Annotated in this window: 9 protein-coding genes and 1 pseudogene; 3 read left to right on the top strand and 7 right to left on the bottom strand. The window is 69.1% G+C overall.

Annotation, left to right across the window (positions count from 1 at the left end):
- Positions 1-350, bottom strand: a pseudogene (locus tag ACN6LB_RS41470) (hypothetical protein); the annotation flags it as partial.
- Positions 351-646: 296 nt separating this feature from the next.
- Here ACN6LB_RS41470 and ACN6LB_RS41465 point away from each other — a divergent pair.
- Positions 647-2,689 carry a DNA/RNA helicase domain-containing protein gene (locus ACN6LB_RS41465; RefSeq protein ID WP_445030401.1) on the top strand — a complete coding sequence of 681 codons (2,043 nt, stop codon included), beginning with the start codon at positions 647-649 and terminating at the stop codon, positions 2,687-2,689.
- Between the two features lie 44 nt (positions 2,690-2,733).
- Here ACN6LB_RS41465 and ACN6LB_RS41460 read toward each other — a convergent pair whose 3' ends face one another.
- Positions 2,734-2,871 carry a hypothetical protein gene (locus ACN6LB_RS41460; RefSeq protein WP_445030400.1) on the bottom strand — a complete coding sequence of 46 codons (138 nt, stop codon included), beginning with the start codon at positions 2,869-2,871 and terminating at the stop codon, positions 2,734-2,736.
- Positions 2,872-3,245: 374 nt separating this feature from the next.
- Here ACN6LB_RS41460 and ACN6LB_RS41455 point away from each other — a divergent pair, with 374 nt between their 5' ends.
- Both ACN6LB_RS41455 and ACN6LB_RS41450 read left to right on the top strand, forming a co-directional pair.
- On the top strand, positions 3,246-4,691 hold the full coding sequence (locus ACN6LB_RS41455) for an ATP-binding protein (protein ID WP_445030399.1): 1,446 nt from the start codon (positions 3,246-3,248) through the stop codon (positions 4,689-4,691).
- A gap of 712 nt (positions 4,692-5,403) precedes the next feature.
- Positions 5,404-6,357, top strand: a complete 954-nt coding sequence (locus tag ACN6LB_RS41450; RefSeq protein ID WP_445030398.1) for a replication-relaxation family protein — start codon at positions 5,404-5,406, stop codon at positions 6,355-6,357.
- Positions 6,358-7,345: 988 nt separating this feature from the next.
- Here the strand turns inward: ACN6LB_RS41450 and ACN6LB_RS41445 are convergent.
- The 5 genes from ACN6LB_RS41445 to ACN6LB_RS41425 all read right to left on the bottom strand — a co-directional run bounded on the left by ACN6LB_RS41445 (position 7,346) and on the right by ACN6LB_RS41425 (position 15,290).
- Positions 7,346-8,479, bottom strand: a complete 1,134-nt coding sequence (locus ACN6LB_RS41445) for a hypothetical protein (protein WP_445030397.1) — start codon at positions 8,477-8,479, stop codon at positions 7,346-7,348.
- A gap of 88 nt (positions 8,480-8,567) precedes the next feature.
- On the bottom strand, positions 8,568-10,649 hold the full coding sequence (gene fxlM, locus ACN6LB_RS41440; RefSeq protein ID WP_445030396.1) for a methyltransferase, FxLD system: 2,082 nt from the start codon (positions 10,647-10,649) through the stop codon (positions 8,568-8,570).
- 21 nt (positions 10,650-10,670) lie between these two features.
- Positions 10,671-11,945 (bottom strand): lanthionine synthetase C family protein, encoded by a 1,275-nt coding sequence (locus ACN6LB_RS41435; protein ID WP_445030395.1) that lies wholly within the window; start codon positions 11,943-11,945, stop codon positions 10,671-10,673.
- Positions 11,942-15,022 carry a lantibiotic dehydratase gene (locus tag ACN6LB_RS41430; protein ID WP_445030394.1) on the bottom strand — a complete coding sequence of 1,027 codons (3,081 nt, stop codon included), beginning with the start codon at positions 15,020-15,022 and terminating at the stop codon, positions 11,942-11,944. The genes ACN6LB_RS41435 and ACN6LB_RS41430 overlap by 4 nt, the downstream gene beginning before the upstream one ends.
- Before the next feature lie 88 nt (positions 15,023-15,110).
- Positions 15,111-15,290: an FxLD family lanthipeptide gene (locus tag ACN6LB_RS41425; RefSeq protein ID WP_445030393.1), complete on the bottom strand. Its 180-nt coding sequence runs from the start codon at positions 15,288-15,290 to the stop codon at positions 15,111-15,113.
- Positions 15,291-15,351 lie beyond the last annotated feature (61 nt).

The following is a 15,351-nucleotide window of genomic DNA, read 5'->3' as shown; positions in this document are numbered from 1 at the left end:
ACTCCGGCGAGTACTTGCTGGGTGGCGCCACTTCTTCCTCGTTTCCTGTTCAGGACAACCCTATTGGATCCCTGTCCGGAAACTTCGTGGCCCCTCAGAACCCCCGCGAGAACCACGTCGGCACGCTTGCTTGTGAGAGGCAGCCCGTACTCGATGAGCATTTCGACCTGGCCGAGATCCGAGTCGACCAGCGCGTTCGCGAGCACGGGGAGGCTTCGCTCCCAGGAGCGGATCTCGGATCCGCCGGGCTTGTGACCATGCATGTGGACGAACTGGTCGGTGAGCCGGAGAAAGAGTGAGCCGGCGTGGATCTCGGCGGCGACCGCGGCAGCAGAGTCGCGGAACAGCAAGGACAGCCCCCAGGCAGCACGAAGTAGCTCGTGCGGGTGGGGGCATGTCCTTCAAAACTCCACCGAAGCGGAGCGGAAGCCCGTCGGGCCGCGTTGACGATTGCCTGAACTCTATCGAAGGGGCTGTCAGGCCGCCCCACTCGGCTGCTGAAGCACAAGCGCCGCTCAATGATGTGACCGTAGAGTGATCAGCTGTCGGATGCGGCCCGACGGGCTTCCCTCAGGACATGCCCCCACCCGCACGAGTTTCTCGTGCCCTGGGGGATTTCCTCGTGCTCCTGCTGCAGCTTCCTGCGGTGGACCTTCTCAGACTTGATCAGCGGCGCCTGCTGCTGTCCCATCTGGCCGCGCGTTGGCTGTCTTTCAAGAAGAAGGAAGTCAGTGAAAGCGAGAAGGAGGCCTGGAAGGAAAGCCTCATCCAGCTCGCTACCGACCTGGTGAGTGCTGGCCGCGGCGATGTGCGCATGCTGGTGGAGTGCAAGCCTGAGGGTGCCAAGGCAGCGGTGGATGTCGTCCTGGTGGGACGGCACCCGGAAACGGACCGGGAATCGGTTCTGTTGGTGGAACTCAAACGGTGGAGTTCGGTCTCGCACAGCGCCGAGAAGCCCGAGAAGGTTGTTGTGCCCGGCATGCGGGAACCAAAGCGGCGCCCCAGCGACCAACTCAAAGCCACGTATGAATTCTTCACCGGCGACGAGGGCCCGCTGAAAGGCATGCAGATCGAGTTCGCAGGCCTCTCCTACCTGCACAACGCCCAGGGTTCCGACGTGGACCCCTTGTTCTCCGCCCACACCTCCACGGGGCCGCACGCGCTGACCATCACGGCCGACACACGGGCCGATCTCCTCGCCGACCTGCGGGAGCGCTTCGCGGAGAACGGAAGCGCCTCGGCGGCGGAGAGGGTTTTGCAGCGGCTGGCCATCCGGAACACTCCCCTGCTCACCGCCATGGTGTCGTCGCGCGGCGAAGACACCGTGTTCACACTGCGAGGTGAGCAACGTCGGGTCTTCCGGGACATCCGGCTGGCCGTGGAGCGCCTTCCCGCGAACGAGGAACGCGCCGTCTTCGTCGTGGAAGGCGGCGCCGGAAGCGGCAAGAGCGCGATCGGCCTGGAACTGCTGGAGCACTTCTCGGCAGCTGGACGCACCGTCAAGTACGCCAGCGGCTCCCGCGCGTTCGACGCGGCGATGAAGAAGCACGTCGGCTATGGAGACGGAGAGTTCCAGGACAGATTCGTCTTCTTCAGCAGCTTCATCACCCCGCCGCAGCCGCCGTTGGATCTGCTCATCTGCGACGAAGCACACCGCCTGCGCGAGCGCTCGACGTCCCGCTACCTGCCGGAGGAACAATGGGGGAAGCAGCCGCAGGTGGATGATCTCCTCGACGCCGCCCGCGTGACCGTCTTCCTGCTGGACGGAAGCCAAGTCGTACGTCCCAACGAGGTGGGGACGGTGAAGCTGATCCGGGCAGCCGCGGAGAACCGTCACATCACCCCCAGGATGTACGAGCTCCACAAGCAGTTCCGCTGCAGCGGCAGCGACCGGTATCGCGACTGGGTCCACGATCTCCTCGGCATCTCCGATCGCGAGCCGGACATCTGGATACCCGACGGCCTCATGCACATCGAAGTGGCGGACAGCCCGGAGGAGTTGGAGCGGATCATCCTGGAGGAGAACGAGGCAGGGGCGAGCGCGCGCATGGTCGCGGGGTTCTGCTGGCCCTGGACGCCGCTCCGCAAGGACAGGACGCTGGAACCTGATGTGCGCATAGGAGACTGGCACCGCCCGTGGAACGTCAAGGGTGACAGATCCGGCGCGAACGACGAACCTCCGGCCAAGCTCTGGGGCGTACGGCCAGAGGGCGTCGACCAGATCGGGTGTGTGTACACCGCGCAGGGGCTGGAGTGGGACTGGTGCGGCGTGATCATCGGTGACGACATGGTCTGGCGCGAGGACCACTGGGAGTACCGACGCGCGACGCTGACCCACGACAAGGAACACGGCGTACGGCGGGTGCGGACGCCGGGCTCGGCCGACGAGATCATCCGGGCCAGGAGCAACGAGCGATTCGACGAATGTGTGCGCAACGCCTACCACGTGCTGCTGACCCGGGCCAGCCGGGCCACGGTGCTGTATTCGACAGACGCCGAGACCCAGGCATACCTGAAGAAGTTGGTCGGCTCTGTCGAGGACGACGGCCTGCGCCCCACGTGGCACAGCCTGCCGCCTGAAGCACGCGGTGTGCGGCTCCCCCCGGTGCCGAAGGGCAGGCGCAGGCGCAGGAAGCGCCCGAAGGCCGGACCGCAGGATCTGCAGCTGAGCTTCGATTCTCTGGGCTGACGTTCAGGTCAGTGGTGGGGTCCGAGGACCCCACCACCCTGCGGCTACAAGCCGCAGACCCGTGCCGCCGTCTGCACGACGCCCCACAGCGCCTTGGCCGCGAGGCCGGCGGCGATACGGAGCGCGAGCTCGCGGTGCCACGTGCGCTGCGTCTGTGCGTTCTTGTCGGAGGCGATGCTCATGCAACAGCCCTTCTGCAAAGCTGCGAGGTAGCCCCCCGCCAAGGCGATAGAACGGGTCCTGCCCTACCGGGCGGTCCACACCACCGAAGTGGCGTCCACAAGGGATGCGCTCCACTGCCAAACCTGTGCAGTCCCGACCGCACCTTCCGAAGAAGAGACACGGCGCGATGCAACGGTAGCCGAACTCCCTTGATTCCACCGAGACTTGCAGACCAGCACTCCCACCCGCGCCCGACTCGAGGCATTCGACACTCTCATCGCCCTCCAGCCCGCCACACTCGTGCATCACATAGAGTGATTGGGTCACTACTCCGATTCTCCATACTATGATTCACTTGAGTATGTTCAACATGAGCAAACTCGAGAGGTGACCCATGCCAGGCTTCGTAGGCCGTACATCCGAGCTGGCTGCCCTGGAGCGTCACCTCGCCTGGGTGCGCGACGGGCGGGGCGATCAGCGCGGCCGGGCCCTGTTGCTCCGCGGCCGGCGTCGGGTCGGGAAGTCGCGGCTTGTGGACCTCTTCTGTGAGCGCGCCCAGGTGCCGTACGTCGTGCACCAAGCCACGCGGGGCGAGGATGCCCACCGGGAACGGGCCCGCTTCCTCGCCGAGGTCCGGCACTCCTCACTGCCCGACACAACCCTCCTGGCCGGCGTCACGACCGTCGCCGAATGGGACACCGCCCTTCGTCAGCTCGCCGCGGTGCTCCCGGACGACGCCCCCAGCATCGTCGTACTCGACGAGCTGCCCTGGATGCTCGAAGGCGACCCGGTTCTGGAGGGCACCCTGCAGACCGTGTGGGACCGGGTACTGAGCAGGAAACCCGTACTGCTCGTCATCATCGGCAGCGATCTCGCCATGATGGAGCAGCTCTCCGCCTACGGCCGCCCCTTCCATCAGCGAGGCGTCGAGATGGTGCTGGCGCCCCTCTCCCCCTCCGAGGTCATGGCAATGACCGGGCTCCCGGCCGCGGACGCCTTCGACGCCCATCTGATCACCGGCGGCCTGCCGCTCATCTGCCAGGAGTGGCGGGAAGGCGAGAGCCGCGTCGACTTCCTCTCCCGCGCCCTCGACGACCCCACCTCCCCCCTCCTCGTCTCCGGTGAGAGGGTGCTGGCCGCTGAGTTCCCCACCTCCCTCCAGGCCAGGCACGTGCTCTCGGTGATCGGGAGCGGTGAACGGACCTTCGGGACGATCGCCGCGAAAGCCGGGGCAGCGGACCGGCCGCTCCCGCCCGGCTCGCTCAACCCCGCCCTGCGCACCCTCGCGGACAAACGACTCGTCGCCGTCGACACCCCGCTCTCCACCCGTCCGGGAGACCGCGACCGCCGCTATCGCGTCGCCGATCCCTACCTCCGTTTCTGGCTCGCCTTCCTGGAACGGGGGATCCAGGAGATCGAACGTGGGCGCAGTCGAGTCGTGGTCGAGGCGGTTGAACGCGGCTGGACCTCGTGGCGCGGGCGGGCGATCGAACCCGTCGTGAGGGAGTCGCTGGCCCGGCTGCTCCCCGACAACACGTGGCCGGAGGTGCGGGAAGTGGGCGGCTGGTGGCCCCGTACGAACAATCCCGAGGTGGACCTGGTGGGGGCGGACCGGTCGCCGGCGCGCGAGATCGGGTTCGTCGGCTCGATCAAGTGGCACGAACGCGGCTCCTTCGACCACCGCGCCCTGGCCGCCCTGGCCCGGGACGCCTTGGCGGTGCCCGGCGCCGACGAGGACACCCCGCTGGTCGCGGTGTCCCGCTCCGGGTTCACGGTGGACGGGCCGGCGGCGACGTACGGGCCCGAGCAGCTGATGGAGGCCTGGGGGTCCGTCGCGTGAGGTGCATGAGAACTGTTCAGAGTCCAGAAGGCAGACGAGTCGCGCTGTGCGCCGCGTTCTGTCCGGCCGCGACGCCCTGAGATCGTTGCGTCGGCGGACGTGGACATCACACGTCAACGGCCCAGCCATTCTGGTCGGCAATGCTCTCCTGTGCCGCGCGTCAATGCAATGCGTTCGTTTCGGCAAGGGGCTCACGAGATCCTCTGTCCTGCGCGCTGCGCTGCCCGCCCGGTGGCCAACTGGCGAAGCAGCAGGGGCTTCCGGGTATCAGAGGCTTCCGGGCAGGCGCCGCCGCAGCACCATGCCGTCCTGGCTGAGGTGAACAACTCCGACGCACGGGCCCTGATGCTGCTGGTGTGTGCGCCGCTTCTTGCGGTGCACGAGCGCGGCGGCGCCCGCCGACGCGCACTAGGGACAACGGCGGCCCCGATCCCCCGGCGGCACGCTCCCGCCCCGTCCCCTGTCACCTGCTTTTCTTCTGTTTCGGGGCGAGCGCGGGGGTGTGCAGAGGGGGATGTCGGGCTGGCGACCAGGCCGACGAAGGCGTGGTGACCTGCGGGGATGCCGTCCGCTGCGTGGGAGGACGCGGTCAGTTGTCGGCGGGGATGTCAGCTCGGATGTCGGCCCTGGTCTGGGCGGTGTTGTCGCTTTGTGACCGTGGTCGGGCCTGCGTGGACGCAGGTGTGGTCGGGGTCGGCTGTTGCTGTGACTGGTGCGCGGCGCCGTACAGGACGGCGCCCCATACGAGGAGAGGCGGGCCGACGAGATGATCGACGTGGATGCGGGCGGTGGCGACCGGATGGCGCTGGCCGTGCTGGTGCAGTACCGGATGGCCACCACCGAGCAGCTGCACCGGGTGATCGCCCCCGGGGTACGCATCGAGCAGACCCGGCGGCGGCTGGCCAAACTGCGCGATGAAGGGCTGGTCGAGCGCATCACCCTGCCCCAGGCGGGACGGCTGCGCGTGTGGTTCCCCGCCTCCTACGGTGTGCAGATCGCCTCTGAGTGGCCGGAGTTCCGCGGGCGGCGGCCATCGAAAGGGATCGCCGATCCGACCGCCGGGCGGCTGCGGATGGGACACGCCCTGACGGTGACCGAGACCGCGCTCGTCTTCATCGAGGACGCCCGCAGCCGCGGTGAGCTGTGCCGGCCGCTGGACTGGATACCCGAGGTCTACCACTCCCTTGGGGCCGGCGAGGCCGTCATCCCTGACGCCCTCATGTACTACCGGAGTGGCCGTGAGGGCCGGGCAGGGTCGATGTTGCGGGCGTTCGTCGAGGTCGACCGGGCCACCATGGGTCCGGAACGGCTGGCGGCGAAACTCACCGCGTATGCCCGCCTCTACGGCTACGTGCCAGTGTCTCCGGGGCAGCGGCGGCCGGCATTCGGGCAGGAGCCAGTGCACGAAGCATGGCGGCGGCACTATCCGCTCTTCCCTCGCCTGTTGTTCGTCCTGGACGGCACCGGCCCCGCCGGCGTCACCACCCGCATCGACGCCCTGCACGCGGCCGCCAAGGACCCGGCAATGACGCTCTTCCTGCATGCCGTCCCCGCCCTGGCCGCGCCGCTGGCGGACCTGCGCGCCCAAAGTCCCTCCGAGCCCGTGTGGCACCCCGTAATGGACCCCGACCGCAAGGTCGCCTGGAGCTGGTCACCGCATGGGTAGGTGCTCTGCGGAGCCACCGCACACTGCCCACCACTCTCGTGTGGCGGCTACACAGGGCCCGACCACACCCGTACCCCGACCATGGCCACACCCGACCACGGCAATGCGCGACGAACTGCGCACCGGGCACGCAGCGCACCCAGCACTTCCAAGATTCCCCGCAGGCATGCATGACCTGCGCAGCAGCTGCGCAGGCCTCCCGACCCCGTGCGGCGGCTGCGCAGCGTCCGACCACAGACCCGACCACAACCGCGAAACCCCGACCATGCACCCGACCACGGCAATGCGCAGCGGATGCGCAGCTCTCGTGGACGGCTGCGCAGTCAGATGATGCGGGCGCGAAGGAGTAGGCCGTTGTCCTTCCATTTGCCGTGGTCGGGCTCATGGTCTGCCCCGTCCAGAGGGCTCACCACGCGTGTGCGCATCGAGCTGTCGCCAAGTGCGGGGCCGTTGCGCATCGTTGGACAGGCGATGTGCCTCCGGCTATGCAACCGGCCAGGGCCCTGCGCAGTCAGGTTGCGGTCGGTGCCTGCGTACCATCACGCGGCCTGCGCAATGGGCTTGCAAGTGCGCGTCCCCCACAAGCTGGAGGCCGATGCCACCGACTGCATGTCACACCTTCCGCGTGCGCAGAAAGCCGAGCGAGGGCAGCTCCTCGTCACGGCACAGGCGGTCGGCAGCGCCGCCGACCGCCGGTTGTAGGAGTTGGTAGTCAGCGCTGTGGGGCTGGCCCAGTAGATGGCCGATCGCCACAGCACACGACCCCCGCCCTTGCCGCGAGGCTCGGGCAAGATAGTAGGTTCTCGGGGTGCCAGGCCCAGGAACAGTCGACGAACCGTATGCCCCGCGGGCCGACGACCAGCCGAGCCGGCGCAGGCCCGACCCCTGACCGTACGCGTCGGGTGGCACGGCCCTTACCGGCAATCTCACCCTCACAAAGCGACGCTCGATAGCACCCTTGACCGGCCATGGCGCTGCTGCACCGTGGCTATCTCCCCAAGGTGGATGTACGTCCGGGATCGGAGGGACGTTCGAGGCTTTCCCGGATCACGCTGTCGCTGGCGCGCAAAGCCGCCATCAGTTCTCCTCGTAGCTCGTCCGGGAGGATCCCTGCGCCGAGGGCGCAGGTGCGCACCAGAGCGCGGCAGTCCTGCACTTGCCGGTCCGTGGCGATCTTGGTGAACAGAGGATGAGCCAAGTTTTCGCGTGCCACGTAGCCGTCTTCGGCGTCCGTCGTCCTGCGATGGAGGTCCTCGACGATGCGGTGCGCGGCGAGCGCCTCGGCTGAACCAATCGCATCAAGGACTGTAAGTCCGAGCCGGGTATCGAAGACGGTCGTTCCCGGGTAGATCTTCCGTCCGGAGTAAGCCGTCACCAGGTCCGCCAGGTGGCCGTCGATCGGGTGCCCGGCGTCGCGGCGGCATAGAACGGTCAGGCATGCCGTGACTACTTGCTCCCACGCATCGCCGGGCACCGTGTCGGCAAGGAGGAGAGCGGCCCACGCGGTGTCACCCGCAACGAGGGCGGCGAGTACGGCGACCTGCCGACCGTCGAGCATCCGCTTTCCGATGCCATGGTGGGCTTCGATGTGTGCCAGCGCCTCGGCCCATCGCCCCTCTGTGGTGAGGGTGCGTGTGCCGTCTGCGAGGAGGACGCGCCACAGCCACGCGCGAACTTCCTGGCGGTCTTCGCCGGTCGCAGTGAGGTCCCCAGGTACGTTGACGCCCTCGAACCGGGCGGCTGTGCCCGTCTCGACGGCCTTGTACAGGCTGAGGAGTCGCTCACGGCCCTCATCGGCGTGACCGGCGCGGATCTGGAGACGGGCCAGGTTGACGACCGGTTCCAGTCCTCGGATCGCGCTCATGCCGGGCAGGGGGCTGGCATGAAGGTAGACGGCGGCGTGCTGGTGGCACATCTCGCTGGCGAGGTCGGAGAGGTCGAGGTCTGAGGCGACGAGCGCGGCCTGGTTGTAGACGGCCGATGCGAGCCCCTGGTCGGTCTCTTTCACCGCAGTGTCGGCCAAGTCGGCGAGTGCGTGTACGCGTTCAGGCAGGGGCAGGCAGGCGGGGCGGAATCGGGCGACGAGCGGGAAGCGCTGGGCTATGGGGCCGCGTGGGTCCATGAATCCCCCAGGTCGAGAGTGAGGACTGCTGAGGCGACGGTGCCCGCCAGCCGTATGCCGACGGGCACCGTCCGCTACGCGTGGGGCGTCATCGCCAGTCGACGACGATGCGGTTCAGCGGCGTGTCGAGGGCGAAGAGACCGGGGCGCTGCTCGATCTCTGGGGCGTCGAGGGGCTGGATCTCGAACGTGGCCTCACGGCCTCGGTACTCCCTGTCCCAGGTACGGATGGTGTCGGCGACCTTCGCGGTCAGCTCATCACTGCCGGGGCCGCGGCCGACGACGCCGAACTCCCAGAGCCTGTCGCCCTCGGGGGTCTTCTCCTTGGACACGCGCCGGGCCAGGTAGGTGACGGCGCCCTTGTCGACGATCGCAGTCGAAGAGGGGTAGGGGTCCTCTGCGAGCAGGGTGCCCTTGGCGCTCTGGGGGAACAGCATCCGAATCAGACCAGAGGGGAAGCAGCAGGTGACGAACAGTTCCATCCACTCCGGCGACTCCATGGCGCGGACCGTCATGCCGGTCCACTCCTCGGTGCGCGGCTGGTCGAGTACACCCGCGAGGGCATCGACGTCGATGCTGAGCCCGGCGGGGGCCTGAAGTCGTACGGCGCCGTCCGTACTGAGCGGAATCATTCGGCGGTCGTCGTCGGCGATGCCCCGCCGAAGCGGCATGAAGGTGTTCATCTCGCTGCCGAGAGAGACCCATCGACCGTCCCGCTGCTCGTAGGCGATGGAGCGGGACACGGTGCCCTTGAGCCGCTGGGGGACGAGGAGCCGGCCGCCGGGGGCGAGCTGCTGCAGCCAGGCGTGCGGCACGCCGTGCGCGCCGACGGTGGCGGTGATCCGGTCGTACGGCGCTGTTTCGGCGTAGCCGAGTGCCCCGTCGCGGGTCACTGCCTCAACGTTGTTGATTCCGGCGGCGGCGAGGTGCGTGCGGGCGCCTTCCACGAGGTCGTCGTCGACGTCGAGGGTGGTCACGTGTCCGTTGTCGCCGACCAGGTGGGCGAGCAGACCGGCGTTGTAGCCCGTGCCGGCGCCGAGTTCGAGGATGCGCTCGCCGGGCTGGGCGTCGAGCTGGTCCAGCATGAGGGCTACGACGCCTGGCTGGGAGGCGCAGGAGATGGACGTGCCGTCGGTGTCGTACTTGATATGCACCGGTGCGTTGGCGTAGGCGTCTTCGAGGGACGTGTCAGGCACGAACACGTGACGGGGCACGGTCCGCAACGCTGTCTCGACGGCGGGCGTGCGGGCGTGTCCGTCCGCACGGAGCTGGTCGACCAGGGCGTTGCGGAGGCGCTCGGCGTCCGCCGTGAGGGTGGCGATCGTGTCGGTGTTCACCGCGCTGACGCTATCGGCGTCGGCCATCGCCTCGGTGGGCGACTCGGTGTGGTCACTCGTTCCCATGACTACCTCTCGTGCGATGTGGGACAGGGCGATTTGGTCGTCCCGGAGGAGACCGGCTCGGTTGGCGTGGAAGATCACGTGGTGGGCGATGACGGCTCGCAGGCCGCGGGTGAGGGCGCCGCGGCCTGCGAGGTCTGCGAGAGTGGCTCCGACCCGTTCGAAGGCGGTCCCCCATGCCTCGTGCGCGTGGAGTGGGCCACCCGGGCGGCAGAGGCTGTGGGCATCGGCGGTCATGAGCTTGTGCATGGCCGCAGCCAGTTCGGCGGCTCGTTCGGGCGGTTGTGGAGCGGTGGCCGGCCGAAGGGCCGCGACCTTCGCCCATACGTCGCCCTGTTCGAACCAGTCGAGTCCAGCACCGCGCATCATGACGCTCGCCAGCAGGACGGCGGTCTCCTGGCGTCCCAGGTGCATCGGGCTCGTCTGGTAGGTGAGCAGGTGGCGGGAATCGCTGTGGAACAGTTCGTGGGCTGCGTCCATGGCCTCCGGGCCTCCGAACGTGTCGGTCTCGGGCTCGTAGACGCAGGGCAGGCACGACACGGCCACGCCGTCGCCGATGAGATCGCTCAGGAGCAACTCAATGGCTGGTGAGGGCTTGTCGGCGAGGTAACGCAGCGGCCAGGGCTGCTTGTTCATGAACCACCAGCCGGTGAGCTGCCCGTCGGCCTCGGCCTCGATCAGGGTGGGGCCGAGGCGTTCGACGATGGTGCATCGGGCCATCTCGCGGTCGACGAAGGTGATGTTGTGCTGCTGCCAACGGTCGGGAGGCATAGAGATCCTTCGGTCGGTGGATCAAGCGATGAGGAGGCATGCGTCCCACGCGGACCGGGGTGGTGCGGCGGTGCTGGGCGCGAGCAGGGCCAGGGCTATGCCGGCGGCGCCGTCGAGTAGGCCGGGGCCGCCTTCCTCGTCGTGTATGAGCGCCGTGGCCATGAGTTCGGGGTCGATGCCCGGTGGGTTGACCGCAGCCAGGAGCGGCGGGATCGCGGCGCGGAGCTTCTCCGCGGTCGAGGGGTGGGCGTCGTCGGCCGTACGCGCGGCAGCGTGCGCGAGACCGGCGAACCCGTGACAGAGGCCGTTGTCCGTCGTAGCCTTCAGCTGCTCAGGATCGGAGAGGGCGGCCACGAGCGCGTTCTCCGCGTCGATCTGGCGGCTGGCATCGCCGAGGGCCAGCGCGGCAAGTTGCTGGGCGCGGGCGAGGCCGACGGTGCCATAGCACCAGGACGGCCGCCTGGGGTCTGACGAGCCGAGAGGCCTCCTGCGCAACTCTCGCCGAGCGACCCAGTACGGCCAGACCGGTCCGCCGCTGGCCTCCTCCTTCCAGCAGTCCAGCCAGGCCAGGATGGTGCGCAGTGCTGCGTGATGCCCGTGGGTGGCGGAGCCGTTCCGAGCGGCAAGGGCCAGGAGCGCAAGCACACCGCCGATGCCGTGCGCCATACCGGTGTTGGCGTGTCCGCCGCGGAATCGGTCGTCCGGGCTGCCCGAGGGCCCGGTCTCTGCCCACCAGCCCGGCAGGGTCTCGCCGTGGTGGGTGATCGGTTCGGTGAGGCGCACGCAGTAGTCGAGAACAGCGCGCGTCGTGGAGCTGCCGGGGTCTCGGCGCAGTAGGTAGGTGCCGTATCCGGTGAGGCCCCGAATGGCGTCGAACTCGGCGAGCTGCGGCAGGCGTCCGGCGTCGATGCGGCGGTGTGCGGCGCCGAGACGGCGTCCGACGTCGACTGCGATCTGGGCGTCCATCGCGTCGAGGGCGCGTTGGTAGGAGCCGGGAAGGTGGTCGGCGGCACAGGTCAGGGCGTGGGCGAAGGCGGGTACTCCGTAGAAGGGGTGGCTGTCTGGGCCGCTGGTGAGCGGCTGTCGGGAGGCGGCGGTGAGCCAGTCGTGGGCGCGGTGCCACGGGCCGAGGCCGTTCGCGGCCAGCTCGATATGCAGGAGCGCGATGCCGGGCGGGCCGTAAGCAAGATGCTGCCGGTCCGAGGAGAGCGTCCTGGAGCCGAGGGGCACGGTGTCGGGGTCGGCGAGCCGGACGGCGATGGCGTCGACCAGGCCGAACGTGGGGTGGGCGGTCACGAATCCCTCCCCCTGCGGGCGGTCCAGGCGAGGGCGGCGGCACGAGCGAGGTAGAGGCATACCTCTTCCTCCGGAAAGTTCACGGCGACGTGGCGTACGAAGTGGACGTGCAGCAGGGAGGCCAGAACGTCGTCGAAGGCGATGCCCTGAGTGTCCGGTCCGGGCAGGTGCGGCCGGTACCTGGCGAGCGCCGTATCGCGGTCAACCCATCCCGACACGATGCCGTCCCCGCCCGGGACATGGCGCAGCGCCGCCCAGTCGTTGGACGGGTCAGCGAGCCGTACGGCGTCGGTGAATTGCGGACGCGGCACAGGAGCGGGGGCTGGCGGCGGGATGTGGTCAATCAGCCACCGCATCCCGGCTGCGGTGCTGCCGAGGAACGCGGAGGCGATGGCGACGGTGTGGGCCCCCACCAGCGTGCGCAGTCCGGGGCACTGTGGCTGCGCGAGCTGGGCCAGGATGGCGCGCGAGTCCGCCCGGAAGACCTCCTCAGCAGCCGCCCATGCGGCGCCGGAGCCCCAGCGGCCCATCTCACGGTAGGAGGTGGGATAGCGCAGGTCGGCCAGCAGGCTCATGCTTCGTAGGTCGTCGGCCCAGGCGCTCACCGTTCGGGCTGTGTCGGCGAAGGCTTCCGGGTCGGGGAGGGCGATGCGTACGCGGAGGTGTTGGTCCGGGTCGCGGAAGCGGATGAACCACCACCGCGGGTTGCCGAGTTGTTCGAGGAGGCCGGGCAAGTGCCGGGAGAGCAAGACGTCTTGGCGGCGGGGGTCGCCGTACAGGGCGGCCAGAAGAACCGAGGAAGCGGCAGGCGTCTGCATCTGAGCCGCAGACAGGGCACGGGCCCGGCTGGGGGCCGGCAGTAGCGACCAGGCCGACGGCCTGGTCGCTTTGAGGGGCACCACGACCTCGTGGGCTCGCCCACCGCACCAGCCGTACGCCTCCGGTTTCGGGGCCTCGACCAGCACGGCCAGGCGTGAACGATCGAGGTGCCGACGCAGGAGCGCACGGTGGCCGACCTCGTCGAGGTCGAGGAAAAGGCGCCGGTCGTCCTCCACGAGGTGGACGCGGCGCGGCAGCCTCCGCCGGGCACGCCAGTCGCTGAGCGCGGCGTCCCATTCGGTCCGAGGGCTGGCATGGCCGGGCAGTTCGGACGCTTCCAGCCGCCAACATGCCGGTGCCAGCATGGTCCGGCCGTACCGCAGACGTGGAAGAAATGGCATCGCAGCGGCGGCGCCCCAATCGAAGACGGTGACCTGCGCGCACTGGGCGCGGGACAGTTCGGTGAGGAACCGCACCAGCGGCGGGGTGTGGGTGTGGAGGTTCAGCGCGTGCATCCCCACGGCCTCCACGCGGTGTCCTCGCTCGGGGACGGCGAGGTACATGCGGCGGCCGTCGCACCCCACAGCCAAGTCCTCCGGGGTGAGGACGGTGTCCTGCGGGGCGCGGTGTTCCTGAAGGCTGACCACGGTGGGTAAGACCTGTGGGGAGCGGGTGACGTGGGCACTCTCGGAGAGCAGGGACGGGAAAGACAGCTGCGCGGGCACGGTGTTGCCGTCGGCGGCCGGGAGGTCGGCAAGCTCTGCGATCAGGGCCGGCCGGTCGGCGGGGGCCAGCACGCGGAGGAATCGGCCCGTGGAGACGCCGACACCACGGGAGACGCTCACGACCTCCAGCCGGAAGCGCCCACGCTGCAGTTCCTTCAGACTGGACGCGTGCACGCGCACCCCGATCTCCAGGTGCGGCGGTAGCCGAGGCTCGTCGGGACCCACGTCCAGGGCCTCGATCTGTTCGTCCGTGAGGATCACTTCGTCACGGCCGTCGAGCGCGGCGGCCTGAGCCAGCCGTACAAGGGCGTCATCCCGAGCGGAGATGCGGGGCCTGCGTGCGCTGGCCGGAGTGCCTGGGTAGCCGTCGGGATAGCCGATGCCGCTGTCCGCGACGGCCTCCACGAGCGGCACCATCGTGCCGATGCCGTACCGCTCGTAGAACCTTTGGTGGTACTTGTTCCAGGCGGCGGTCCCGTACGGGCGGATGCTCAAGCGGGTCAGGATGAGAGCGGCGCGCTCGATCTCTCGGGCGACCGCTTCTGGCAGAACGAGCTGCGCGTCCAGGCGGAGGTCGAGCGCGACGGGGTGGCGACGCAGGCCAGGGACGAGAGCCCGCATCCGCGCCGCGACGCTGTCCCGGCCGCCGTGCGTGCCGCACTCCTCCAGGCCCGCCCGGACCGCATGGAGTTCGCGTACGGTGTCCGCGACCGGGGCGAGGCTTCCGGCGTCGATCGCGTCGAGTTGGCCCAACAGATACCCGAGGGCGTCGGTCTCGGTGCTCGGTGCGTGCAGGCTCGTGATCAGCACCCGCCGCTGGATCAGCTCCGTCAGCAGTTGACGCGCCTTCTCGGGACCGGCCTCGGAGAACTCCGCCTGGAGCTTGTCCACGAGGGTGCCGAACCGGATCGGCAGTCGGGTCGCGGCAAGGACCGCGTGCACCGGTCCGGTCAGGGCCAGAGACACCTCAACCGCGCGAGTCCGGTCGTCCTGGACGCCGGGCTGGAACGGCACGATGAGCCGGTCTCCCCGGTACGTCACGGTGTTGTTGACAATGACGGGCAGCCGTTCGAGGAGGTCCGGGCACGACTCCAACCGTGCGACCAGGGCCGCCAGCCACTCTGCCCCCGCGCGGCCGACGGCCACGTGCTCCTTGCCCCAGTCTGCACGCGCCTGCGGGCCGAACTCCGCAGTGGCCACGCCGGCGAACAGGCCGAAGGGTGTCGCCCGGTGCTGGGCCCGCAGCAGGTAGCGGGCCACGGACAGCGCCGCGCGATGCACATCACGGAGGGCGGGGTGCTCGGCCCTGCAAAGGGCCTCTACCTGCATGGCCAGGACCGGGCTGGAGTGCTGGAGTGCCTCGGCGACATCCTTGTCCGCCCAGACCGCGCGTAGCCACGCCGTGCAAGCAGACGAAGCACTGGGCGAGCGATCATCGAGATCAGGGCACGGAGGGAACGGCGGCGAGGACCGGGCCACGCCGCGCACGAGAGCGGTGGAACCGGTGCGGAACGCTGCGGGTGGAGCAACCACCAAGTACCTCCGTTGGTGAGAGGGCGGGCGGCAGGTGCCGCCGCGCGGAGACGCGACGGCACCAGACCGGGGTGACCTGGAGTCCGGGTCAGGCGACGTTGGTGGTGCAGGCGCCGCAGGTGGACCCGCAGTTGTCGTCGGTCAGGTTGACCAGGCCCGCCGGGTCGGCGATCTCGACGAGGGAGACGTCCAGGTCGAAACCGTCCGATGCCGCAGGGATCTGCGGGCGTACCTCGGTGCGGCTGGGAACTACGGTGCTGCGCGTCATGCTTCAACTCCTCGTAATCGTTGTGGTGTTACTGGGCTGGAGCGCCCACCAGGTGCCGTCA

It is taken from the genome of Streptomyces sp. SAS_270, from assembly GCF_052543295.1.
This window is presented reverse-complemented; position numbering and strand designations above follow the sequence as displayed.

Bases quoted from the DNA above. Each gene is read 5' to 3' on its own strand.
- ACN6LB_RS41460 (WP_445030400.1), bottom strand. From the start codon at position 2,871: ATGAGCATCGCCTCCGACAAGAACGCACAGACGCAGCGCACGTGGCAC.
- ACN6LB_RS41455 (WP_445030399.1), top strand. From the start codon at position 3,246: ATGCCAGGCTTCGTAGGCCGTACATCCGAGCTGGCTGCCCTGGAGCGT.
- ACN6LB_RS41445 (WP_445030397.1), bottom strand. From the start codon at position 8,479: ATGGACCCACGCGGCCCCATAGCCCAGCGCTTCCCGCTCGTCGCCCGA.
- fxlM (WP_445030396.1), bottom strand. From the start codon at position 10,649: ATGCCTCCCGACCGTTGGCAGCAGCACAACATCACCTTCGTCGACCGC.
- ACN6LB_RS41425 (WP_445030393.1), bottom strand. From the start codon at position 15,290: ATGACGCGCAGCACCGTAGTTCCCAGCCGCACCGAGGTACGCCCGCAG.